The 23,749-nt window shown below is 33.9% G+C and carries 19 protein-coding genes and 1 tRNA gene; 11 read left to right on the forward strand and 9 right to left on the reverse strand.

Annotated elements, in window-relative coordinates:
- Nucleotides 1–103 precede the first annotated feature (103 nt).
- On the forward strand, nt 104–2,866 hold the full coding sequence (locus FC091_RS02970; RefSeq protein WP_138432786.1) for a 2-oxoglutarate dehydrogenase E1 component: 2,763 nt from the start codon (nt 104–106) through the stop codon (nt 2,864–2,866).
- 39 nt (nt 2,867–2,905) lie between these two features.
- A complete protein-coding gene (gene odhB, locus FC091_RS02975) occupies nt 2,906–4,162 on the forward strand; it encodes a 2-oxoglutarate dehydrogenase complex dihydrolipoyllysine-residue succinyltransferase (protein ID WP_138432787.1) in 1,257 nt (418 codons plus the stop codon).
- A 508-nt stretch (nt 4,163–4,670) separates the two neighbouring features.
- Here the strand turns inward: odhB and FC091_RS02980 are convergent.
- Nucleotides 4,671–5,294, reverse strand: a complete 624-nt coding sequence (locus FC091_RS02980; protein WP_138432788.1) for a DNA-binding response regulator — start codon at nt 5,292–5,294, stop codon at nt 4,671–4,673.
- 48 nt (nt 5,295–5,342) lie between these two features.
- Complete coding sequence (locus FC091_RS02985) at nt 5,343–5,795, reverse strand: retropepsin-like aspartic protease family protein (protein WP_138432789.1); 453 nt, start codon at nt 5,793–5,795, stop codon at nt 5,343–5,345.
- 48 nt (nt 5,796–5,843) lie between these two features.
- Here FC091_RS02985 and FC091_RS02990 point away from each other — a divergent pair, with 48 nt between their 5' ends.
- The 8 genes from FC091_RS02990 to FC091_RS03025 all read left to right on the forward strand — a co-directional run bounded on the left by FC091_RS02990 (nt 5,844) and on the right by FC091_RS03025 (nt 11,013).
- The gene (locus FC091_RS02990; protein WP_138432790.1) at nt 5,844–6,611 is read left to right on the forward strand and encodes a TatD family hydrolase; all 768 of its coding nucleotides are present in this window, start codon (nt 5,844–5,846) and stop codon (nt 6,609–6,611) included.
- Between the two features lies 1 nt (nt 6,612).
- The gene (locus FC091_RS02995) at nt 6,613–7,638 is read left to right on the forward strand and encodes an asparaginase (RefSeq protein ID WP_138432791.1); all 1,026 of its coding nucleotides are present in this window, start codon (nt 6,613–6,615) and stop codon (nt 7,636–7,638) included.
- Between the two features lie 75 nt (nt 7,639–7,713).
- A tRNA-Ser gene (locus FC091_RS03000) sits at nt 7,714–7,801 on the forward strand.
- A 75-nt stretch (nt 7,802–7,876) separates the two neighbouring features.
- The gene (locus FC091_RS03005) at nt 7,877–8,647 is read left to right on the forward strand and encodes a MotA/TolQ/ExbB proton channel family protein (protein ID WP_138432792.1); all 771 of its coding nucleotides are present in this window, start codon (nt 7,877–7,879) and stop codon (nt 8,645–8,647) included.
- 15 nt (nt 8,648–8,662) lie between these two features.
- The gene (locus FC091_RS03010; RefSeq protein WP_138432793.1) at nt 8,663–9,103 is read left to right on the forward strand and encodes a hypothetical protein; all 441 of its coding nucleotides are present in this window, start codon (nt 8,663–8,665) and stop codon (nt 9,101–9,103) included.
- Between the two features lie 6 nt (nt 9,104–9,109).
- A complete protein-coding gene (locus tag FC091_RS03015; protein ID WP_138432794.1) occupies nt 9,110–9,751 on the forward strand; it encodes an ExbD/TolR family protein in 642 nt (213 codons plus the stop codon).
- Between the two features lie 12 nt (nt 9,752–9,763).
- Nucleotides 9,764–10,225 (forward strand): ExbD/TolR family protein, encoded by a 462-nt coding sequence (locus FC091_RS03020; RefSeq protein WP_138432795.1) that lies wholly within the window; start codon nt 9,764–9,766, stop codon nt 10,223–10,225.
- A gap of 89 nt (nt 10,226–10,314) precedes the next feature.
- Nucleotides 10,315–11,013: a porin family protein gene (locus FC091_RS03025; RefSeq protein ID WP_138432796.1), complete on the forward strand. Its 699-nt coding sequence runs from the start codon at nt 10,315–10,317 to the stop codon at nt 11,011–11,013.
- Here FC091_RS03025 and FC091_RS03030 read toward each other — a convergent pair.
- The 7 genes from FC091_RS03030 to FC091_RS03060 form a co-directional block, all read right to left on the reverse strand.
- The gene (locus tag FC091_RS03030) at nt 11,008–11,616 is read right to left on the reverse strand and encodes a hypothetical protein (protein WP_138432797.1); all 609 of its coding nucleotides are present in this window, start codon (nt 11,614–11,616) and stop codon (nt 11,008–11,010) included. The genes FC091_RS03025 and FC091_RS03030 overlap by 6 nt on opposite strands.
- A gap of 8 nt (nt 11,617–11,624) precedes the next feature.
- A complete protein-coding gene (gene rpoN, locus FC091_RS03035; protein WP_138432798.1) occupies nt 11,625–13,088 on the reverse strand; it encodes an RNA polymerase factor sigma-54 in 1,464 nt (487 codons plus the stop codon).
- Between the two features lie 75 nt (nt 13,089–13,163).
- Complete coding sequence (asnS, locus tag FC091_RS03040; RefSeq protein WP_138432799.1) at nt 13,164–14,597, reverse strand: asparagine--tRNA ligase; 1,434 nt, start codon at nt 14,595–14,597, stop codon at nt 13,164–13,166.
- A 34-nt stretch (nt 14,598–14,631) separates the two neighbouring features.
- Nucleotides 14,632–17,040 carry an efflux RND transporter permease subunit gene (locus FC091_RS03045; protein ID WP_138432800.1) on the reverse strand — a complete coding sequence of 803 codons (2,409 nt, stop codon included), beginning with the start codon at nt 17,038–17,040 and terminating at the stop codon, nt 14,632–14,634.
- Nucleotides 17,041–17,199: 159 nt separating this feature from the next.
- A complete protein-coding gene (locus FC091_RS03050) occupies nt 17,200–18,237 on the reverse strand; it encodes an aldo/keto reductase (RefSeq protein WP_138432801.1) in 1,038 nt (345 codons plus the stop codon).
- Nucleotides 18,238–18,437: 200 nt separating this feature from the next.
- Nucleotides 18,438–19,397 (reverse strand): OmpA family protein, encoded by a 960-nt coding sequence (locus FC091_RS03055; RefSeq protein ID WP_138432802.1) that lies wholly within the window; start codon nt 19,395–19,397, stop codon nt 18,438–18,440.
- A 23-nt stretch (nt 19,398–19,420) separates the two neighbouring features.
- Nucleotides 19,421–20,182 (reverse strand): exodeoxyribonuclease III, encoded by a 762-nt coding sequence (locus FC091_RS03060; RefSeq protein ID WP_138432803.1) that lies wholly within the window; start codon nt 20,180–20,182, stop codon nt 19,421–19,423.
- A 134-nt stretch (nt 20,183–20,316) separates the two neighbouring features.
- Here FC091_RS03060 and FC091_RS03065 point away from each other — a divergent pair, with 134 nt between their 5' ends.
- Nucleotides 20,317–23,745, forward strand: coding sequence for a hypothetical protein (locus tag FC091_RS03065; RefSeq protein WP_138432804.1), 3,429 nt, complete (start codon nt 20,317–20,319; stop codon nt 23,743–23,745).
- Nucleotides 23,746–23,749 lie beyond the last annotated feature (4 nt).

Consider the following 23,749-nt stretch of genomic DNA (forward strand, 5'->3'; position numbering starts at 1 on the left):
TTTAATCCTTATTTGTTATAAATATAATAAAACCGATAGTTTATCTACTAAAAGTTGTATTTTTGAAGAAATTTTGTTGAAACGACAACGTCTCGTAAAAATAATGGATAAATATTCCTTTCTCAACGCAGCACATACAGCATACTTTGCTGATTTATACGACCAATACCTTAAAAATCCAGATGCCATAGAACCGAGTTGGCGAGCCTTTTTTCAAGGCTATGATTTCGGGTCTGAAAATTATGGGATGGATGGCGAAATAGTAGAAGGTGTTTCTGCTCAAATCCCTGAACAGCTTCAAAAAGAGTTTCAGGTTGTAAAACTTATAGATGGTTATCGAAACAGAGGACATTTGTTTACAAAAACCAATCCTGTAAGAGCTAGAAGAAAATATGCACCAACTTTAGAAATTGAAAATTTCGGGCTTTCTAAAAGTGATTTAAATACTGTTTTCTCAGCAGGCGAAATCATTGGTATTGGCACTTCTACCTTACAAAATATTATTGACCACCTAGAGCGTATATATTGCGATTCTATAGGTGTAGAATATATGTATATAAGAAAACCAGAGGAAATTCAGTGGATACAAGAGAAACTGAATATTAATGATAATCATCCTCAGTTTTCTCCAGATCAAAAGAAAAATATTCTAAGAAAATTAAATGAAGCCGTTTCTTTTGAAAACTTCTTGCATACCAAATATGTCGGTCAAAAAAGATTTTCTTTAGAAGGTAACGAATCTCTTATTCCTGCTTTAGACGCTATGATAGAAACGGCGGCAGAGTATGGTGTTAAAGAGTTTGTGATGGGTATGGCACATCGCGGTCGTTTAAGTACACTTACAAATATTTTTGGCAAGTCTGCAAAGGACATTTTCAGTGAGTTTGATGGTAAAGATTATGAAGAACAGGTTTTTGATGGTGATGTGAAGTATCATTTAGGTTGGACAAGCGATCGTGAAACCGACTCAGGTAAAAAAATAAATTTAAGTATAGCTCCAAATCCTTCTCACCTCGAAACTGTAGGCGCAGTTGTAGAAGGTATATCTAGAGCAAAACAAGACAAGCCAGAAATTGAAGATGCCTCACAAGTTTTACCGATTGTGGTACACGGTGATGCAGCAATAGCTGGTCAAGGTATAGTGTATGAAGTCGTGCAAATGGCACAGTTAGATGGTTATAAAACTAACGGAACTGTACATATTGTAGTTAACAACCAAATTGGTTTTACTACAAACTATTTAGATGGCCGTTCTAGTACGTATTGTACCGATGTTGGTAAAGTAACGTTGTCTCCTGTACTTCACGTCAATGCAGATGATGCTGAGTCTGTAGTGCATGCAACACTATTTGCACTTCATTTTAGAATGAAATTTAAGCGCGATGTTTTTATAGACTTACTAGGGTATAGAAAATATGGTCATAACGAAGGGGACGAACCTAAATTTACACAACCACTATTATACAAAGCAATTGCTAAGCATAAGAATCCAAGAGATATTTATGCACAGCGCTTGATTTCAGAAGGCATAATTGATAAAGATTATGTTTCAAAAATTGAGAAAGAATACAAAGATAGATTAGAGGAAAAACTAGAAGACTCTCGTAAAATAGAGAAAACTGTAATTTCACCCTTCATGCACGAGCAATGGAAAGATTTTGAACGTGTGGATGAAAGCGAAATGATGAAACCAATTGATACAAAGGTTTCTAAAGAACTGCTTTCTGATATTACTAAAGTTATTTCTAATTTGCCTGAGGATAAAAAGTTTATCAGAAAGATTCAACGTTTGGTAGAATCGCGTCAAACTATGTTTGATGAAGATAGATTAGATTGGGCAATGGCAGAACATTTGGCTTATGGTTCATTATTAGCTGAAGGCTTTAATGTTAGAATTTCTGGTCAAGATGTAGAGCGTGGTACCTTTTCTCATAGGCATGCTGTTGTAAAAGTAGAGGACAGCGAAGAAGAGATTATTTTACTAAAAAATGTGTCTGAAAACCAAGGGCAATTCAATATCTATAATTCATTATTGTCAGAATATGGCGTTGTAGGTTTTGATTATGGCTATGCTATGGCAAGTCCTAACACCTTAACAATCTGGGAAGCACAATTTGGTGACTTTAGTAATGGAGCTCAAATTATGTTAGACCAATATATTTCTTCTGGTGAAGATAAGTGGAAAACGTCTAACGGATTAGTAATGTTATTGCCACACGGTTACGAAGGTCAAGGTGCAGAGCACTCTTCGGGTCGTATGGAACGTTACTTACAACTTTGTGCAAAAGACAATATGTTTGTAGCAGATTGTACAACGCCTGCTAATATGTTTCATTTGTTGCGTAAGCAAATGAAGGCTAATTACAGAAAGCCATTAATTGTGTTTACACCAAAAAGTTTATTACGTCATCCTAAGGTAATTTCTACTGTAGAAGAATTTGCAAACGGAAGTTTTCAAACCGTAATAGATGATACAAGTGCCAAAGCTGATAAGATTAAAACATTAGTTTTTGTAACAGGTAAATTCTATTACGATCTTTTAGAAGCACAAGAAAAATTAGGAAGAGAAGATGTTGCTTTAGTGAGGATAGAGCAATTGTTTCCATTACCAATAGATGAAATTAAAAGTATTTTAGGTAAATATAAAAATGCAGAAGATATAGTTTGGGCTCAAGAAGAACCACGTAACATGGGCGCTTACAGCCATATGATGATGCATTTAGATGAAGCAAGAACTTGGAGAGCTGCTAGTAGAAGACCGTATGGAGCTCCAGCCGCAGGTAGTTCTGTGCGTTCAAAAATAAGGCATCAAGAAGTTATCGATTACGTTTTCGATAAGAAAAAAAATAACCAAATAAGAAAGTAAGAATAATTAAACCAAAACAAGGTTAAATACAATAAACGCATGATTTTAGAAATGAAAGTGCCTTCGCCAGGCGAATCAATTACTGAGGTAGAAATTGCAGAGTGGTTAGTAGAAGATGGAGATTATGTAGAAAAAGACCAAGCTATTGCAGAGGTTGACAGTGATAAAGCAACATTAGAGTTGCCTGCTGAAGCTAGTGGTACAATTACTTTAAAAGCTGAAGAAGGTGATGCTGTTGCCGTTGGGCAAGTAGTTTGCTTAATTGACACTAGCGCAGAACCTAAGGCAGATGCAACAACAACATACAAAGGTGGAGACGAAGGCGGAAATGATGACAATGTTGAAGAGAAGTTGGCGAAAGAGCAAGCTGATACAGAAAAATCTGGTGAAAAAGCTCCAAATCCTGCAAAAGAAACATATGCCTCTGGTACACCAAGTCCTGCAGCTAAAAAGATTTTAGACGAAAAGGGAATTGATGCTGGCTCTGTAAAAGGAACTGGTAGAGATGGTCGTATTACTAAAGATGATGCTGTAAATGCCGTGCCATCTATGGGTACACCAACAGGTGGGAATAGAGGAACATCTCGTAGCAAAATGTCTATGTTACGTCGAAAAGTCGCTGAGCGTTTAGTAGAGGCTAAAAATACTACTGCTATGTTAACCACATTTAACGAGGTTGATATGTCTCCAATTTTTGATTTGCGTAAGCAATACAAGGAAGACTTTAAGGCTAAGCATGGAGTAGGTTTAGGCTTTATGAGTTTCTTTACTTTAGCTGTAGTGAGAGCACTAAAAATGTATCCTGCTGTAAACTCCATGATTGATGGTAAAGAAATGATTTCTTATGATTTCTGCGACATAAGCATTGCTGTTTCTGGACCAAAAGGTTTAATGGTGCCAGTAATTAGAAATGCTGAAAACTTAACCTTTAGAGGTGTAGAGTCTGAAGTAAAACGCTTGGCATTAAGAGCCAGAGATGGTCAGATTACTATTGATGAAATGACAGGTGGCACATTCACAATTTCTAACGGTGGTGTATTTGGTAGTATGCTATCTACTCCAATTATCAACCCTCCACAAAGTGGTATATTAGGAATGCACAACATTGTAGAGCGTCCTGTAGCAATAGATGGAAAGGTTGAAATTAGACCTATCATGTACGTGGCCTTATCCTATGATCATAGAATTATTGATGGAAAAGAATCTGTTGGATTCCTAGTAGCTGTTAAAGAAGCATTAGAAAATCCTACAGAATTATTAATGGATAATGATCCAAAGAAAGCTTTAGAAATGTAGATTTTTTCTAATTTAGATATTAAAAAAGCGCAATTAATTACTAATTGCGCTTTTTTTACTCCTAACTAACAAAGAGTAACTAACTAAAATTAATTAAAAAAATTAACAGCTATATTCGCTGAGATAACGATAACAGAACTTACAATTAATAGAACCATAAAAATTTTATCCCTTCTTGTCGTATTGTCTTTCATTGTTTCCATGATGTTTCATTTTTTAAAAAAGCTCTGAACTTTAAGTTCGGCCCAGAGCTTTTTGAGAATATAATCTGAGGCATTGATTAATAGCTTTGTAAAATTCCGAATAATTTTAATGCAATACTATACGTAACTTTACGTATTTTTTGAGTTTTTTTATAAAAAAAAGAGCCTTGGAAGACTCCAAGGCTCAAATAATCCCCTAAGAACTAATTAATAGCTCGTTATTAACCCTTAATTAATAACAGTGTAAAATTCCGAATAATTTTAATGCAATACTATACGTAACTTTACGTATTTTTTGAAAAATTTTAGAGATAATCAGAATTTTCTTTTGCCCAAATAAGAAGACTGTTCTGTTTGCTAGGTAATTTTAATTTTTTAATGATATTGCTCTTGTGCTTTTCTATAGTTCTTGCTGATACAAAAAGTAAATCTGCAATTTCAACACCAGTTTTATTCTGTGCTATAAGACCAACGATTTTGGTTTCGGTTTTTGTTAAAAGTCTTAGTTCCTTAGGAGATTCATCAACTTCTATATAATCTAAAAGTTCAGGGCTAAAATAAGACTTGTCTTTAATTACCGAAGCAATGCAATTTTCTATTTCGTCTAGTGCAAACTCTTTTAATACATAACCGTAAACACCAAAAGATTTGGCTGCGCTATATATTTTTTCTTCTTTTTCAAAAGTAATAAGGACTATTTTTGTTTTAAGGTTTGCCTTTTGACACTTTTCTGCAATCTGTAAACCATTAAAGAAAGGCATTTTAATATCTAGAATTGCAATATCCGGCACATGAGCTTTTATTAATGACAAAGCTTCTTTACCATTTTTTGCACTGGCAAGAACGTTATATTCTTTCTCGTGTAAAAAATCTTGAAGACCTTTTAGTACCAAAGGATGGTCATCTGCTATAATGATGGTAGGGCTCATAAGACTATTAATCAACTAGAATAGTTAAATATAACAAGAATCTACGGGTTAAGAAATTTCTTTAAGTTTTAAATAGAGGTATTTTTTGTCATAATCGATAATGGCCTTTCCCTTTTTTAAAATATCTGCACCAATGATACCATCTACAGGATCTGCATTATGATTAATTAGACCGTTGTTTACATGTGAAAGATTAAAAAGAATCAAAGCGACTCTGTTTTTTTTCCATTTACCAATTTTTAAGTTGTTAGAATTAGAAATTTGAGTAGTCATATTAGAAGCACCAGCTCCAACAGCTTTAATTTCGGAATCTTTTACTCTAAGGTTAAATCTTTCTATGGCTTCAAAACCTACGCAGCTACTTGAAGCACCAGTGTCTAAAATAAAACGCCCTTTAACTCCATTTACAGTAGCCTTTATTTCAAAGTGATTGGTCTTAGTCAATTTGAGTTTTATCTTAGAGTAACCTTTGCCTTCTAGAAAGTCTTTTAACGTTTCCATTTTAAAAATTTGTGTAAATATAATATTCTAAACGATTATTTTTGGCAAATGATTATTACAGATACGCATACACATTTATATAGTGAAGCTTTTGATGAGGATAGAAAAGCTATGATCCAGCGTGCTCTGGATGCTAATATTTCACGTTTTTTTATCCCTGCAATAGACTCTGCTTATACCGAAGCAATGCTTCAGCTCGAAAACTATTTTCCTGAGAACGTTTTTTTAATGATGGGTTTGCATCCTACTCATGTAAAAGAAAATTATAAGGAAGAATTGGCACATGTTGAGGACATGTTGTCTCAAAGGAAATTCTATGCTGTAGGTGAAATAGGAATTGACTTATATTGGGACAAATCAACATTAGATATACAGATTGAAGCATTCAAATATCAAATTAATCTGGCAAAAAAATATAAGTTGCCAATTGTAATTCACTGTAGAGAAGCATTTGATGAGATTTTTGAAGTTTTAGAACAAGAAAAATCAGATGACCTTTTTGGGATTTTTCACTGTTTTACAGGTACGCTAAATCAAGCACAACAAGCCATATCTTATAATATGAAGTTGGGAATTGGTGGAGTAGTGACCTTTAAGAATGGTAAAATAGATCAATTTATTAATCAAATCGATTTAAAACACATTGTGTTAGAAACAGATTCGCCTTATCTGGCTCCAAAACCATATCGTGGCAAGCGAAATGAAAGTTTATATATTATTAAGGTATTAGAAAAATTATCCGAACTTTACGGAATCAGCATCGCAGATGTCGCTAAAATTACAACCGAAAACTCAAAACACGTATTTGGTATATAATATGCAAAAGCCTAATATCCTATTAATATATACAGGTGGAACAATTGGTATGATAAAAGATGCCGATACAGGAGCTTTACGAGCATTTGATTTTGATAGCATCTTAACACGTATTCCTGAGATTCGCCTATTAGATTGTAATATCGAAACCATTTCTTTTGAAGAGCCGATAGACTCTTCTAACATGAATCCTAAGTATTGGGCAGATATTGCTCAAATTATTGAAGTTAATTATCAATCGTTTGACGGTTTCGTGGTTTTACATGGTAGTGACACCATGAGTTATTCTGCTTCAGCTCTGAGTTTTATGTTAGAGAATTTGTCAAAGCCAGTGATTTTTACAGGATCGCAATTACCAATAGGTGACTTAAGAACTGATGCTAAGGAAAATTTAATTACCTCTATTCAAATGGCATCATTACAAAAAGATGGTTTACCTGTTATTAAAGAAGTAGGACTTTATTTTGAATACAAATTATACAGAGGTAATAGAACAACCAAGATAAATGCAGAACATTTTGAAGCTTTTGAGTCTTTTAATTATCCTAATCTAGCAGAATCTGGGGTACACCTTAACATTAATAAGGAGTATTTGTTGAGTGCGAAATCAACAGACCAATTAATTGTTCGAACAAAAATGAACACAAATGTTGGTATTTTAAAGTTGTTTCCAGGTATTTCAAAGGCTTTAATTGAGACGATATTAAACTGCAAAACACTTGAAGGTTTAATCCTAGAAACTTATGGAGCAGGCAATGCAACAACCGAAGATTGGTTTGTAGAATTATTAAAAAATGCAATATCCCGAGGGCTTCATATTATTAATGTATCACAATGTGCAGGCGGAAGTGTTAATATGGGGCAATATGAAACAAGCTCTTCATTAAAGACTATAGGAGTAATTTCTGGCAAAGATATGACTACAGAGGCTGCCATTACCAAATTAATGTACCTTTTGGGAGAGAATATACCACACTCTGAATTCAAAAAAACATATGAAATATCGCTACGTGGCGAAATGACTTAAAATTAACGATACAAATTTTAGTGTTTGAAGTTTTTTTCGTTATTTGGCACACCGTAATTTTTTGGTAAAATTTATAGAGAGGTGGCCGAGTGGTCGAAGGCGCACGCCTGGAAAGTGTGTATACTCCAAAAGGGTATCGAGGGTTCGAATCCCTTCCTCTCTGCATAGATTTTAGGCGATTGTTACATTATTTTTTTTATCTTTAACACTTTAACTAATAAAATTAAGATTAAGAACAATGAAAAGATTATTTTCTATTCTTGCCATAACATGTTTAATGGCTATCGGAACTGTTAATGCCAATGCAACAACATTAGCAACTACAACAGCAACTATCACTACAGTAACTCAAGATGCTGATGAAACAGCAGGCGAAAATTTGAGTTTCCATCAAGAATTAAAAAAGCGTTTTATTGAAGGTGGCCCAGGTTTTATGGGTATTGTACTATTATGTTTAATTCTTGGTTTAGCTATCGCTATTGAGAGAATTATCTTTTTAAACCTTTCAACTACAAACACTAAAAAATTAACTCAAAATGTAGAGGATGCTCTTGCATCTGGTGGTATAGAAGCTGCTAAAGAAGTTTGTAGAAACACAAAAGGACCAGTTGCCTCAATTTTCTATCAAGGTTTAGATAGAGCTGACGAAGATATCGATGCTGCTGAAAAAGCTGTAGTGGCTTATGGTGGTGTACAGATGGGTCAGTTAGAAAAGAATGTGTCTTGGATTTCTTTATTTATCGCATTAGCACCAATGCTTGGTTTCATGGGTACGGTAATCGGTATGATTCAGGCCTTTGATAAGATTGAAGCAGCAGGTGACATGCAGCCATCATTAGTAGCAGGTGGTATTAAAGTAGCACTTTTAACAACAGTATTTGGTCTTATTGTGGCTATCATTCTTCAAATATTTTACAACTACATCATCGCTAAGATAGATAGTATTGTAAATGACATGGAAGACGCATCAATTACATTGATGGACTTATTAGTAAGACACAAAAAATAAAAGATCATATAAACTATGTTACATAAAATATTAAAAATAGTTGCCGCAATTTTAAGTCTGGCTGGGATTGTTTCCCTAGTTAGAATTATTGCTGCTGGTGACGAAGCAATTAAAACAGGCGAAAAAGCCGGTCTTGTAGACCCTATGGCTTACATCGCTTACATCATCCTGATTTTAGTTTTAGCATTTGTGGTGGTTTTTGTAATAAAAAATCTTTTCACAAATACGTCTGGACTAAAAAACACGTTAATAGGAGTAGGAGCATTTGCTGCTGTCTTAATTATTTCTTATGTGGTTTCTGGCGGAGACACAATGAAATACAAACTACAAGAAGGAATTGCAACAGAAGGTCAATCACATATGGTTGGTGCTGGTTTAACAGCATTCTATGTGTTGATTATAGTAGCGGCATTAGCAATGATTTTCTCAGGAGTTAAAAAAGTAATAAGTAAATAATAAGGTATGGCAAAAAGAGCAGCACCAGAAGTTAATGCAGGTTCAATGGCTGACATTGCCTTCTTACTACTTATCTTTTTCTTGGTAACTACTACAATAGAAAAGGACAAAGGTTTATTAAGAAGTTTGCCACCTATTGACGACTCTGAAGTAGAACCACCTATTATTAAACAAAAAAATCTATTTACAGTTCTTATAAACCGTAATAACCAATTGCTTGTAGAAGAAGAGCAAATGGAATTAAAGGATTTAAGACAAGCTGCAATAGAGTTTTTAGATAACGGAGGCGGAACTAATGCAGCAGGCGAAAGTTGTGATTACTGTAAAGGGAAAAGAGATGAGTCATCATCTGACCATCCTGATAAAGCGATCATTTCAATGAAGCATGACAGAGAGACTTCATATGAGAAATATATAGATGTACAAAACGAACTTGTAGCAGCATATAATTTCTTAAGAGAAAGGGAAGCAAAACGTTTGTATGGTAATTTAAAGCAGTATAGAGGTACTGAAAAAGTTTACCAAGCGATGTTAGAAGAGAAAGAGAAGAACCAATTTAGTAAGGATACAATCTTAAACGGTCGTATTGAAACCATTAAGAAGTTATTCCCAATGAAATTGTCTGAAGCAGAACCAGATAAAAGTTAAAAAGTAACAATTATGTCAAAGTTTAAAAAAGGAAAACAAGGAGATTTGCCAGCTATTTCAACGGCATCTTTACCAGATATTGTATTTATGTTACTTTTCTTTTTCATGGTAGCAACGGTAATGCGCGATAGTTCTTTAATGATTGAGAATAGATTACCAAGCGCAGATCAGGTAGAGAAGCTTAAGAAAGATAGAACTGCTTTTATCTATGCTGGTAAGCCTAGTGCTCAATTTAAACAATTAGGTACAGAGCCGGTAATACAATTTAATGATAAAATTATTAAAGTAGAAGAAGTACAAGCAAGTGTTATTGCTGCACAGCAAGAATTAACCGAAGAGTTACAACCAAAATTTGTGGTTGGTCTCAAAGTTGATAAAGACACACATGCAGGTTTAGTTTCTGATATTAAGCAAGAGCTTAGACAAGCAAATACATTAAAAGTAATGTATATTGCCAACGCTAGAGCTGAATAAAAATAGTCTTAGTTTTTATATATAAAACGTCCTGAGTAATCAGGACGTTTTTGTTTTATATCGTATAAAGATTTTGTAGTTTTATCTTTATGAAGAATACTATTTTAGTTGTCTTATTCATTACAGGCTTTTTGGGGTTTTCACAAAATAAAGAAGATAGAGAAAAGTCTGAATTGTATAAAAACTATCGCGAGGATCAGTTTTATATCTCTGTGACTTATAATCTTCTTAATAAAAAGCCTGGTGACATAAGTCAAAGTGGATTTTCAACAGGATTTCACTTCGGTTTTATTAGAGACATGCCAATTAACGACAAACGAACCTTTGCTCTAGGTTTGGGTTTGGGGTTGTCTACCAATTCGTATAATCAAAATATAGCCATTACTGAAGTTGATAACCAAGTTTCATTCGATATAATAGACGAAAGTGAATTTAATGTTTCAAAGAATAAGTTTACGACATATTTGTTAGAAGTTCCGTTTGAGCTTAGGTGGCGAAAGTCTAGCCCAACCGATTATCAATTTTTAAGAATTTACCCAGGCTTCAAAGTAGGATACCTTTTTTATAATTCAACTAAGTTGAAAACAGATCAAGGTAGTGAAAAGCTGTCTAATATTGACAACTTTAATCGTTTACAATATGGATTAACTTTAAGTGTTGGTTATGACACATGGAATATTCATGCATATTATGGGCTAAATCCCATTTTTGAAGATTCAGCAAAATTAGATGGTGAAGAGCTAAATATGAGTGCTTTTAAAATTGGTCTAATCTTCTACATTTTATAACCAATACTTCATAAATAATATCTGAGGGAATAAACCGGTCATTAGACCAATAAAAAGTTCTTGGTTTGTATGTGCCTTAAGATGTAAACGCGATGTTGCAATAGCACCAAGAATAATCATCATTAATGCTATTGTTCCGTTAATATTTATCTTGTAATGAAGACCAATAGCTACAGTAAACATAAAGAAGCCAGAAGCTGCAATCATGTGTATACTTGCTTTAATCTTAAAAATTGCCAGAATAAAACAAGCTAGTGTAGAGCATAATATTCCCAAAAAGAAATAGTATAGTTCTACAATCTCATTTGGTGTTAAAACCCGTATTAAAATTAAGGTAATAATGATACAATTAATAAGTAGTGGTATAAGGCGTTCCTTGGTGCTTTTTAAATAAATAGAATCTACTTTATTTATAGTTTTAAGTAGAAAAAACAATAATATAGGAAGTATTATTGTAAGAATAACTATAGAGAAAATTTTAGCATTCTGTATAGGTTTGGGGATATAACGAGGTGTTTTGTGAAAATAAAACATCACACCAAGTAAAGGCATAATCAAAGGATGAAAAACAAAGGATATGCTTTTAAGAAGAAAATTTTTCATCCAAACAATTATAGTTCTTTTCTTAATCTAGCAACCGGAATATCTAATTGCTCTCTGTATTTAGCAACTGTACGTCTAGCAATTGGGTAACCCTTTTCTTTCAAGATTTTAGAGAGTGCTTCGTCAGTTAAAGGTTTCTTTTTGTTCTCTTCTTCAATTACAGTTTCTAAAATCTTTTTTATTTCTCTAGTAGAGACTTCTTCACCTTGGTCATTAGTCATAGACTCCGAGAAGAATTCCTTTATTAGCTTTGTTCCGTAAGGTGTGTCAACATACTTACTGTTAGCAACTCTAGATATGGTTGAAACATCCATTTCAATTTCATCTGCAATATCTTTCAAAATCATTGGCCTAAGCTTACGCTCATCACCAGTAAGAAAGTATTCTTTTTGATAGTGCATAATGGCACTCATCGTAACAAAAAGTGTCTGTTGACGTTGTCTTACAGCTTCAATAAACCACTTTGCAGCATCTAACTTTTGCTTTATAAAGAGTACAGCATCTTTCTGTGCTTTGGATTTCTCTTTAGTGTCCTTATAGCCCTTAAGCATATTACTGTATTCTCTAGATACGTGTAACTCTGGTGCATTTCTGCCATTAAGGGTTAGTTCTAACTCACCATCAACAATTTTAATAGCAAAATCCGGGACAATATGCTCTACAATTTTATTGTTGCCAGCATAAGAACCACCTGGTTTTGGGTTAAGCCGTTCTATTTCTTCGATTGCATCTTTAAGTTGCTCTTCATCAATACTAAATTTTTGCATTAATTTTTTGTAATGCTTTTTAGTGAACTGTTCAAAGGCTTTATCGATAATCTGACTTGCTAATTCTACTTCTGGATTTTGCTCTTTTCTGCTTAATTGAATACTTAAACATTCTTGCAAATTACGAGCACCAACACCTGCAGGATCTAGTTGATGGACAACTTTAAGCACTTTTTCAACTTCTTCTACAGAAGTAAATACATTTTGAGTAAATGCTAAATCGTCTGTAATATCAGATAAAGAACGTCGTATATAACCACTTTCATCTACACTTCCAACTAAGAAATAGGCAATTTCTTCTTCTTGTTCAGATAGTCTAAATGTATTAAGTTGATTAATTAGATGTTGTGTAAACGATGTTCCGGCTGCATAAGGTACATTCTTTTCTTCATCGTCTGAGCTGTAATTGTTGGCCTGAGTTCTGTAGTCTGGTATCTCATCATCACTAAGATACTCATCGATATTAATATCGTCAGCCTCAATAGAATCGTTATCGTTAAAGTCGTCAACAGAATTGTCAAACTCATCAAAATTGTCATCAGAAGGCTCATCTTTTCCAGTATCTAACGCAGGATTTTCTTCAAGTTCCTGTTTTAAACGTTGCTCAAAAGCTTGTGTAGGAAGCTGTATCAACTTCATGAGTTGAATTTGCTGAGGAGATAGCTTCTGGGATAACTTAAATTGTAAATACTGTTTTAGGGACATTGAAATTTCTGTTGAATATAAAAGTAAGAAAAAAACCTGTGAGGTAACTTATACCTAACAGGTTTAATAATAATTTTAGAACTCTGCGTTTTGCGGTGTTCTTGGATAAGGAATAACGTCTCTAATATTACCCATTCCTGTTGCAAACATTACGAGTCTTTCAAAACCAAGACCAAAGCCAGAGTGTACAGCTGTACCATATTTTCTGAGGTCTAAATACCACCATAATTCTTCTTCTGGTATATCTAATGCCTTCATTTTTTCTTTAAGGACATCTAAACGTTCTTCACGCTGAGAGCCACCTACCATTTCACCAATACCTGGGAAAAGTATATCCATTGCTCTTACGGTTCTTCCATCTTCATTTAAGCGCATATAGAAAGCTTTAATGTTAGCAGGATAATCAAATAAGATTACTGGACACTTAAAGTGTTTTTCAACTAAATAACGTTCGTGCTCAGATTGTAAGTCTGCTCCCCATTCTTCAATGATATATTTAAATTTCTTCTTCTTGTTTGGTTTACTGTTTCTAAGGATATCTATAGCTTCTGTATAGCTTACACGTTTAAAGTTGTTTTCTACAACAAACTTTATTTTATCTATTAAGTTCATTGGGCTACGCTCTGCTTGAGGTAGGGACTTTTCAGCATCTTGTAAACGCTTGTCTAAAAACTCTAAGTCTTCTTTGTTGTTTTCTAGTACGTAGCTTAAAACAGATTTCATAAAATCTTCGGCTAAATCCATGTTGCCAGCCAAGTCCATAAAAGCCACTTCTGGTTCTATCATCCAGAATTCAGCTAAGTGACGAGATGTGTTTGAATTTTCTGCTCTAAAGGTTGGTCCAAAAGTATACACCTTACCTAAAGACATCGCATAAGTTTCAGCTTCTAATTGTCCAGAAACGGTTAGGTTGGTTTCTTTTCCGAAGAAATCTTCTTTATAATTCACGTCACCAGCTTCTGTTAATGGTGGGTTTTTAGGGTCTAGTGTGCTTACTCTAAACATTTCTCCAGCACCTTCTGCATCACTGCCAGTTATAATTGGTGTGTGCATGTAATAGAAACCATTTTCGTTAAAATACTTGTGAATAGCAAAAGACAGCGAAGAACGCAAACGCATTACTGCGCTAAACGTGTTTGTTCTTGTGCGCAAGTGAGCATTTTCTCTTAAAAACTCAAAAGTGTGTTTTTTTGGTTGAATAGGATAAGTTTCAGGATCAGAATCGCCTAAAACTTCAAGTTCCTTGACTTGAATTTCGACGGATTGACCTTTACCTTGACTTTCTACCAATTCACCCTTAACGTGAATGGCAGCACCAGTTGTGACGCGTTTTAATAATGCTTCATCAAAATTTTCAAAATCAACAACACACTGAATATTATTTATGGTAGAACCATCATTTAAGGCTATAAAGCGGTTTGCTCTAAATGTTTTTACCCATCCTTTTACAGAAACATCTTGTAAAGTGATATCTGCTGATAATAATTCTGATACAGTTTTTGTTGTCATTTTAATTTATTTTGAAAAAACAAAGATAATTCTTCTAATCGTTTTTAAAAGTGTCTTCGTTATCGTCTTCCGAAGGTATAATATCAATTGAAGGCTCTTTAAGAACTGTCTTATTTGCAATATTACGTTCTAATGATAATAGTAACGATGGTAATAACAGTAAATTAGATAACATGGCAAACAATAATGTTATTGAAACCAGAGCTCCTAAAGCTACTGTGCCACCAAAGCTGGAAATGGTAAATACAGAAAAACCGAAGAATAGAACGATTGAAGTGTAAAACATACTTACACCAGTTTCTCTTAACGCAGCGTAAACCGATTTTTTAATCTTCCAATGGTTAGCTTGCAATTCTTGTCTGTATTTTGCCAAAAAGTGAATAGTATCATCTACCGAAATACCAAAAGCGATACTAAATACTAATATTGTGGACGGCTTAATAGGTACACCTAAATATCCCATTAAACCAGCTGTTACTAACAATGGTAAAAGGTTAGGAATAAGTGATACAATGATCATTCTAAACGAACGGAACAAATACGCCATAAATAGCGATATAAGTATAATGGCAAGCGTTAATGAAATAACAAGGTTTCTTACAAGGTATTTTGTACCTTTTTGAAACACTAAAGCTTTACCAGTCATGGTTACTTCGTAACGCTCTTTAGGGAAAACTTTATCTATTTTATTCTGAAGATTTTCCTGAATGCGCTCCATTTTATCAGTACCAATATCTTTCATGAAGGTAGTAATACGTGCATATTGCCCAGTGCTGTCTACAAAATTCTTGAGTAAGTCTACATCAGAAGATGAGTTTTTAGCATAAGACAGAATGAAACTGTTTTCTTGGCTAGTAGGTAATTGGTAATATTTAGGATTACCATTAAAGTAAGCTTGTTTGCTGTATTTTACCAAACTAACAACCGATATTGGCTTAGATAGTTCTGGTGTTTCTTCAATAAGTTCTTCAAGCTCATTAATGCGTTTTAAGGTTGCCAATTTCATAACGCCTTTTTTACGCTTAGTATCTACCATTATTTCTAAAGGCATAATGCCGTTAAACTCTTCTTCAAAAAAACGAATGTCTTTAAAGAATTGTTTGTTTTTCGGCATGTCTTCAATCAAACTACCTGATATTATCATTTGATTAATGCCAATCATACTTGCCATGATGAGTATAAATGCAGTAACGTAAATGGTAATGCGTTTGTGTTTTACCATACGTTCCATCCAATCTACAAAACCACCAATCCAACGTTTATTTAAGTGTTCTAAATGACGCTCTTTTGGATAAGGTAAAAACGTATATACTATCGGAATGATAAGTAAACATAAAATGAAAATAGCCAAAATACTCAGCGACGCAACGATACCAAATTCTTTTAGAAGCTTGCTTTCAGTTAAGATGAACGTTGCAAAACCAGAAGCTGTAGTCACATTAGTCATTAAGGTAGCATTACCAACTTTGGTAATAACACGTTGTAGCGACTTTACCTTGTTACCATGCGATTTTACTTCGTGCTGATATTTATTAATTAAAAAGATACAGTTAGGTATGCCAATAACAATAATTAATGGTGGAATAAGAGCTGTAAGCACTGTAATTTCATAGCCAAGTAAACCTAGTATTCCAAAGGTCCACATTACACCAATACAAACAACAATCAATGATATAAACGTAGCTCTAAAAGATCTAAAGAATAAAAAGAAAATTAACGAAGTCACAAACAAAGCTGCACCAATAAAAATCGGAATTTCGTCAACAATGTTTTGAGAATTTAATGTTCTAATATATGGCATACCAGACACCTTGACATCTAGCTTAGGATGTTTTGCTTCAAATTCTTGTATTCTTTTTTCAAGAATATTTATGATAAAATCTTTTCTGGCAGACGTATTAACGATCTCTTTCTTTAGATAAATTGCAGTACGAAGTGTTTTGTTTTCTGAATTAAATAAAAAGTTATCGTAAAATGGATATTTCTTGAAAAGGTCTTCTTGCAGTTTGTTAATTTCATCAAGACTAGATATAGAATCTTTTATGAATGGAACTAAATCAAACTGTTTCTTTTCGTTGTTTTTTACCAGTTTTTGAAGATCTTTTATTGAAAGAACAGTTTCAACTTCATCATAAGGTCTAAAAGACTCTGCAAGGTTGTTCCAAGCATTAAACTGATTAACCGTAAATACACTAGAATCTTTGACACCTAATACAATGAGATTACCTTCTTCTCCAAATACTTCTAAAAAATCGTTGTATATAAGGTTGACTTCATGGTCATCAGGCAACATATTGGCTTCCGTGTAAGTAAAGCGCATATGTTTCCATTGCATACTCAAGAACACTGTAGCTAATATTATGACAAGAAGAATGAATATTTTATTGCGAAGAATAATCCTCGCAACACCTTCCCAAAATCCAGTAGTCAACAGTTTAAACATGTATAAGTTTCTGCGTCTTTAAATAGCAAATAATGCCTTAATTTGAAACGAGCCGCAAAGGTAGAAAAAACCTAAGGATTAGCTAAGGAATTAACACTAATATAATTGACGAAACATCAAAGAATTTAATACTATAATTCTTTTAAATATTAAAGTGTCTTAGGTTGCAGGATTAGGAATAACAGCATGAACATCATTAATGGCTTTTAGCATATCATTTGATAAGGTTATGTTGATACTTTCAATGTTTTCTTCAAGCTGTTTTATACTTGTAGCGCCAATAATATTACTTGTTACAAAAGGTCTTTGGTTAACAAATGCTAAAGACATTTGCGCTAAAGACATATTATTATCTTCAGCTATTTGTAAGTATCGCTTAGTGGCTTCTGTTGCCTGATCACTACTGTATCTAGCAAATCTTGGAAACAGTTTTAACCTTGCATTATCTGCAGCAGTACCTTTGATATATTTACCAGATAAAACACCAAATGCCATAGGTGAGTAGGCTAGTAAACCAATATTTTCTCTGTGTGCAATTTCTGCCAAATCACCTTCAAAAGGTCTACATAGTAAAGAATATGCATTCTGAATGGTAATCATTCTTGGTAAATTATTGTATTTAGACTCTTCTAAGTAGCGCATGGTTCCCCAAGCTTTCTCATTAGATAAACCTATGTGTCTAATTTTTCCAGATTTAATAATTTCATCGAGATTGTGTAAAATTTCATTGAAATTATCTTCCCAGCCATCATTGGCATTATGAATATAATCTCTAACACCAAACGTATTTGTACTGCGCTCTGGCCAGTGCAATTGGTATAAATCTATGTAATCTGTTTGTAAGCGTTTTAGACTGTTGTCAACAGCTTCGTTTAATGCTTGTTTGCTAAAACCAGTAGTTCTTATATGAGCTGTATAATCGCCAGGACCAGCAATTTTAGTTGCCAAGACAACCTTATCTCTATTGCCTGTTTTTGTAAACCACTTACCAATAATGCGCTCGGTTTCGGCATAAGTTTTTGCTTCTGCTGGTACAGGATATAATTCAGCAACATCAAAAAAGTTAACACCTTTGTCTAAAGCCAAGTCCATTTGGGCAAAACCTTCGTCTTGAGTGTTTTGATTTCCCCAAGTCATTGTGCCTAAACATATTTTACTAACTTTTATATCTGTGTTTGGTAAGGTTGTGTATTTCATGCTTACTTCCCACGAAAGTGGGAATCTTATTAATTAAACTTAAATTTTGTAATTCTGAACTTGATTCAGAATCTCATAGAGCATTTGCTCTATCACTACCACAAAAATAAGAAGACCTTTCATGTTGTAAAAACACGAAAGGTCTAAATCTATGTTAAGGTTTTTACTTAAGAGGATTCCTTTCTTAACAGAAGTGACAATTAGATGTCATTCAATAATTTAGAAATCTCATCAAGTTTTGGTGTTAAAATCACTTCAATTCTACGATTTTTTGCTCTGCCTTCCGCACTGTCGTTTGATGCTACTGGTGCATATTCGCCACGTCCTGCTGCTGTTAAGTTTTCAGGATTAATAGCATTGTTTTCTCTTAAAATGTTTACAATAGCTGTAGCACGTTTTGTAGATAAATCCCAGTTGCCACTTAATTGTGCATTGCCTTTGTATGGTACATTATCTGTATGACCTTCTATTAAAATTGCAATTTCAGGGTTTTCCGCCAAAACGCTTCCTAATTGTTTTACGGCTTGTTTTCCTTGTGCACCAACATACCAGCTACCAGACTCAAAAAGTAGTTTGTTTTCCATAGATACATAAACTTTTCCATCGCGTTGTTCTACGGTAAGACCTTTGCCTTCAAAGTTAGTTAAGGCTTTAGAAATAGCGTCTTTTAAAGCTCGCATGTTAGCATCTTTAGCGGCAATCACGCTTTCTAATTCTGCAACGCGTTGCGATCTGCTTTCGAGTTCTTTTTTTAATTTTTCTAAACGCTCATTTTCGGCAGCAAGTGCTTGTTCTTTGGCCTCTAATTGTGCTAAAAGTTCTCGATTCTTCTTAGAATTCTTGGCAATTTCTGCAGAGCTATTTTTTTCTAGTGCATCATAGGATGCTTTAAGATTATCATATTTAGATGATAAAGCTTCTAGTTCAGTTGATAATTGTGCCACTTCGTTTTTTGCTGCATCATGTGCATTGACTAAAGCAGTATAATCGTTATCAAGTTGATTTTTGGATTTTGAAAGTGCTTCTAATTCATCATTTAAGGCTCTGTTGTCCTTTTTTAAGTTTGCATATTTGTCCTCGAGTTCTGTATATATTTTTTTAGAAACACAAGAGGTCATCGTAATTAGTAAAAGTGCGATTAATGAAAGTTTTTTAATCATGGTTGCTATTGATTTGAGAGTGTTTATAAATCTAATTCTAATAAAATTGGGCAATGGTCACTATGTACTGCTTCAGTGAGTATAACGCTTCGTTTTATGTTTTCTTGTAAAGGCTCGCTAACCATGGCGTAATCTAATCGCCAGCCTTTGTTATTAGCTCTTGCGTTGGCTCTATAGCTCCACCAAGAGAATTCTTGTTTTTCAGGATGTAAGTGTCTAAAACTGTCAATAAAACCACTATCAATAAAATTACCTAGCCATTCTCGCTCTTCTGGTAAAAAACCAGATACACCTTTCATTTTTGGATTGTGGATATCTATAGGCTCATGGCAAATATTATAATCTCCACACACTACAAGATTTGGTTTTTCGTTTTGCAATTCGTTTAAATAATTATGAATTAAATCCATGTATTCAAACTTGTGCGATAACCTAGCGTCGTTAGTCCCAGAAGGTAAATACATGCTCATAACAGAGACCTTGTCGTAATCTACTCTGAGATTTCTACCTTCATAATCCATAGATTCTATACCAGTGCCAAATTCTATATGGTTGGGTTCTTTTTTGCAAAGAATTGCAACACCACTGTAGCCTTTTTTTTGTGCGCTAAACCAATAGTTATTTTCGTAACCAGCTTCTGCAAAAAGATCTAAATCTAGCTGCTCTTCCATAGCTTTAATTTCCTGTAAACAAATTACATCTGGATTTGTGGCTTGTAACCAATCAATAAACCCTTTATTTATGGCAGCTCTTATGCCATTAACATTGTACGAAGCTATTTTCATGTTAATTAAATTTCCTGATTTGTATTGTTTTTCTAGCTATTCGGCTAAAATAAATAATAGAGTACTTTTACACTATAAATTTATACTGCTTTTAACGATAAAATATTTCAAACGTTAGGCAGTTATTATTTTAGATGAAAAAAGCGCTATTTCTTATTACATTATTGATGTCTTTTTGGGGTTTTACCCAAGAAAAATCAAGTAATTATAAGAAAATACGTGTCACTGTTGCAGATTCTATTCTCATTGATTCTGTTAGCATAAATCCTTCAAGATTTATTATAAAAACTAAGCAAGGCGTTGTTTTGGATTCTACACTTTATAACGTTGATTTTTCAAAATCTATTTTGAAATTCAACCAACAGATTGAATTAGATTCTATAGATATTGAATATCTACGCTATCCAGATTTTATAACCAAGGTTTACAAACAGCTCGACGATGATATTATTGTAGATCGATCTATTCCTGGGATTGAAACCCTGTACAAGCTTGAAAATTCTTCAAATCAAAATGTTTTTACTCCTTTTGATGGTTTAACCACTTCAGGTAGTATTTCCAGAGGTGTAACGATTGGAAACAATCAAAATTCTGTTTTAAATAGTGAACTCGATTTGCAAATTTCAGGAAAATTGAGTGACAAAGTATCGCTTAGAGCTTCGATACAAGATGCTAATATTCCGTTGCAAGAAAGTGGATATTCTCAGCGATTAGATGAGTTTGATCAAGTTTTTATAGAACTTTTTAGTGACAATTGGAATATTAGAGCAGGTGATATCGATTTGGTAAACACCAAAAGTTATTATGCTAACTTCTCTAAACGTGTGCAAGGTTTGTTGGTAAATGCTAATTTGAGCGACAAGACTTCGGTTTTTGCTTCAGGTGCACTCGTACGAGGTCAGTTTACAACAACCCAATTTACGGCTCAAGAAGGCAATCAAGGACCTTACAAACTACGAGGACCAAACAATGAGTTGTTTGTACTTATTGTTTCTGGTAGTGAGACCGTTTATGTTAATGGTGTGCCTTTGGAACGTGGCGAAAACAATGATTACATTATTGATTATAATGCTGGCGAGATTATTTTCAACTCAACCTATCCGATCACTTCCGAAATGCGTATTACGGTAGATTACCAGTTTAGTGAACGAAATTATTCGAGATTTACTGTGTTTGGTGGCAGTACTTTTGAAACCGAAAAATTACAGTTAAACGTTTCTGTGTATTCTGAAAGTGATGCCAAAAATCAGCCGTTGCAGCAAAATCTATCAACAGAACAAACGGAAATTTTAGCTAATGCTGGTGATGATACTAGCTTAATGGTTGCGCCTTCAGCGACGGAAGAATCGTTTTCTGAAAACAGAATTCTCTACAGAAAAGAAATTGTAGGTGGCGAAGAAATTTTTGTCTTTTCTCAAAATCCCGAAGACCAATTGTTTAGGGTATCTTTTACCTTGGTTGGTGCAAATCAGGGAAATTACATACTTAGTAACGATAATACGGTAAGCAATATTTTTGAATACGTTGCACCAATTGGTGGTGTTCCGCAAGGAAATTACGAACCTATTACCCAACTCGTGGCACCAGAACGCTTGCAAATTGCAGTGCTCAATGGTCGTTACCAGCCAACCGAAAAAACAGATGTATTTTTTGAATTGACAGGAAGTAAAAACGATATCAATTTGTTTTCGAGTTTAGATGATGATGATAATGATGGTTTTGCTGGGAAGTTTAAAGTGAATCAAAAGCTAATAAAACACGATAGCCTTTGGAATTTGTCTGCACTTATTGATGCCGATTTTATTCAAGAGAATTTTAGAACCATTCAGCGTTTGTACAGAGCCGAATTTAATCGCGATTGGAATCTTGAAGATAACAGAGATGATCAAGGAAATTTTATTTTGGGAAATCAACTTTTGCTTACTTCAGGATTGCAATTATCGCATGCTAAAAAGGGAGTGGCTTCTTATAATTTTGAATATTTAGATTACGCTAATAATTTTAATGGAAGTCGTCATAATCTCATGGCAGACTTACGTTTGGGTAACTTTAGGATTTTTACAAATTCAAGCTTTCTCAATAGCGAAAGCACTATTAATCGTTCGACCTTTTTAAGGTCTTATAATCGTGTGGTATATGCCAAAAACAATAAATGGATTGGTGCAAAATTTGCCACTGAGGACAATGAGCAAACCGTTATAGCTACCGATTCATTGACACCATTGAGTCAGCGATTTTCAGCATACGAAACCTTTGTTGGAATTGGTGATAGTACTAAAGTCTATGCTGAGGTTGGTTACATAAAACGCTTCAATGATAGCTTAAGAAATAACTTAGTTGAGCGTGTAAATGCTTCAAACACCTATTATCTCAAATCGCGATTAATTCAAAATAAAAATACCAATCTTCAGCTTTTTGTGAATTATAGAAGTTTGAAGGCTGAAGATGACACCTCTGAAGACGAACAGAGTTTAAACAGCAGATTAAACTACAACCAAAAACTGTTTAATAATCTTGTGCTTTGGAACACAAGTTTTGAAACCAATTCAGGCACGTTGCCACAGCAAGATTTTACTTATGTAGAGGTAGAGGCTGGGCAAGGAGCTTACACGTGGATTGATTATAATGAAAACGGCATACAAGAACTCAATGAATTTGAAATAGCACAATTTACAGACCAAGGCAATTACATACGCGTATTATTGCCAAACCAGGTTTTTGTTAGGACGCATCAAAATAGATTGAGCCAGACGTTGACCATAAATCCTATACAATGGAGCAGTTCTGAGGATAGAACCAAAAAGTTCTTTTCACATTTTTATAATCAAACATCTTATCTTATTGATAGGAAGATTAGAAGAGAAGGCAATAATTTTAATTTAAATCCTTTTGAAGCTGATGAAGACAATCAATTAGCTTTAAATAATAGTGTGAGAAATGTATTGTTTTACAACAGAGGAAAACAGCGCTATACCACTTCTTATACGTTTTTAACCAATACGAGCAGAAGTTTGCTGTCCATCGGATTTCAGGAAAATAAACTCACCAATCATCAGTTTAATTTTAACCATAAATTTGCCACTAATTGGTTGGCAAATGCGCAAGCAAGTTTTGGAACAGATGAAAGTCTTAGTGAAAACTTTGCCAACAGAAATTACCTGATAGAAGAAGAGCGTTTTCAACCTAAATTATCCTATTTGTTTAGTGACAATGCGCAGTTTGATGTCTTTTATCAATACACTTCAAAAGAAAACACGATTGGAAGTTTAGAAGCATTATCACAGAATAATTATGGATTTTCTTTTACCTACAATAAAGCTGCAAAAATTGCATTAACAGGTGAATTTAATTTCTTTCAAAATGAATATGAAGGCAATCCTAATACACCAGTAGCATACCAAATGTTAGAAGGTTTACAGCCAGGAAAAAACTTCACTTGGAGTTTATTGGCACAAAAGAAGCTGACTAAGTTTTTAGATTTAAACCTCAATTACTTTGGTCGTAAAACCGAGACATCTAAAACTATCCATACAGGCACCATTCAGTTGAAGGCTTATTTTTAAAACA

It is taken from the genome of Winogradskyella algicola (genome assembly GCF_005869935.1).
GTDB classification, from domain to species: domain Bacteria; phylum Bacteroidota; class Bacteroidia; order Flavobacteriales; family Flavobacteriaceae; genus Winogradskyella; species Winogradskyella algicola.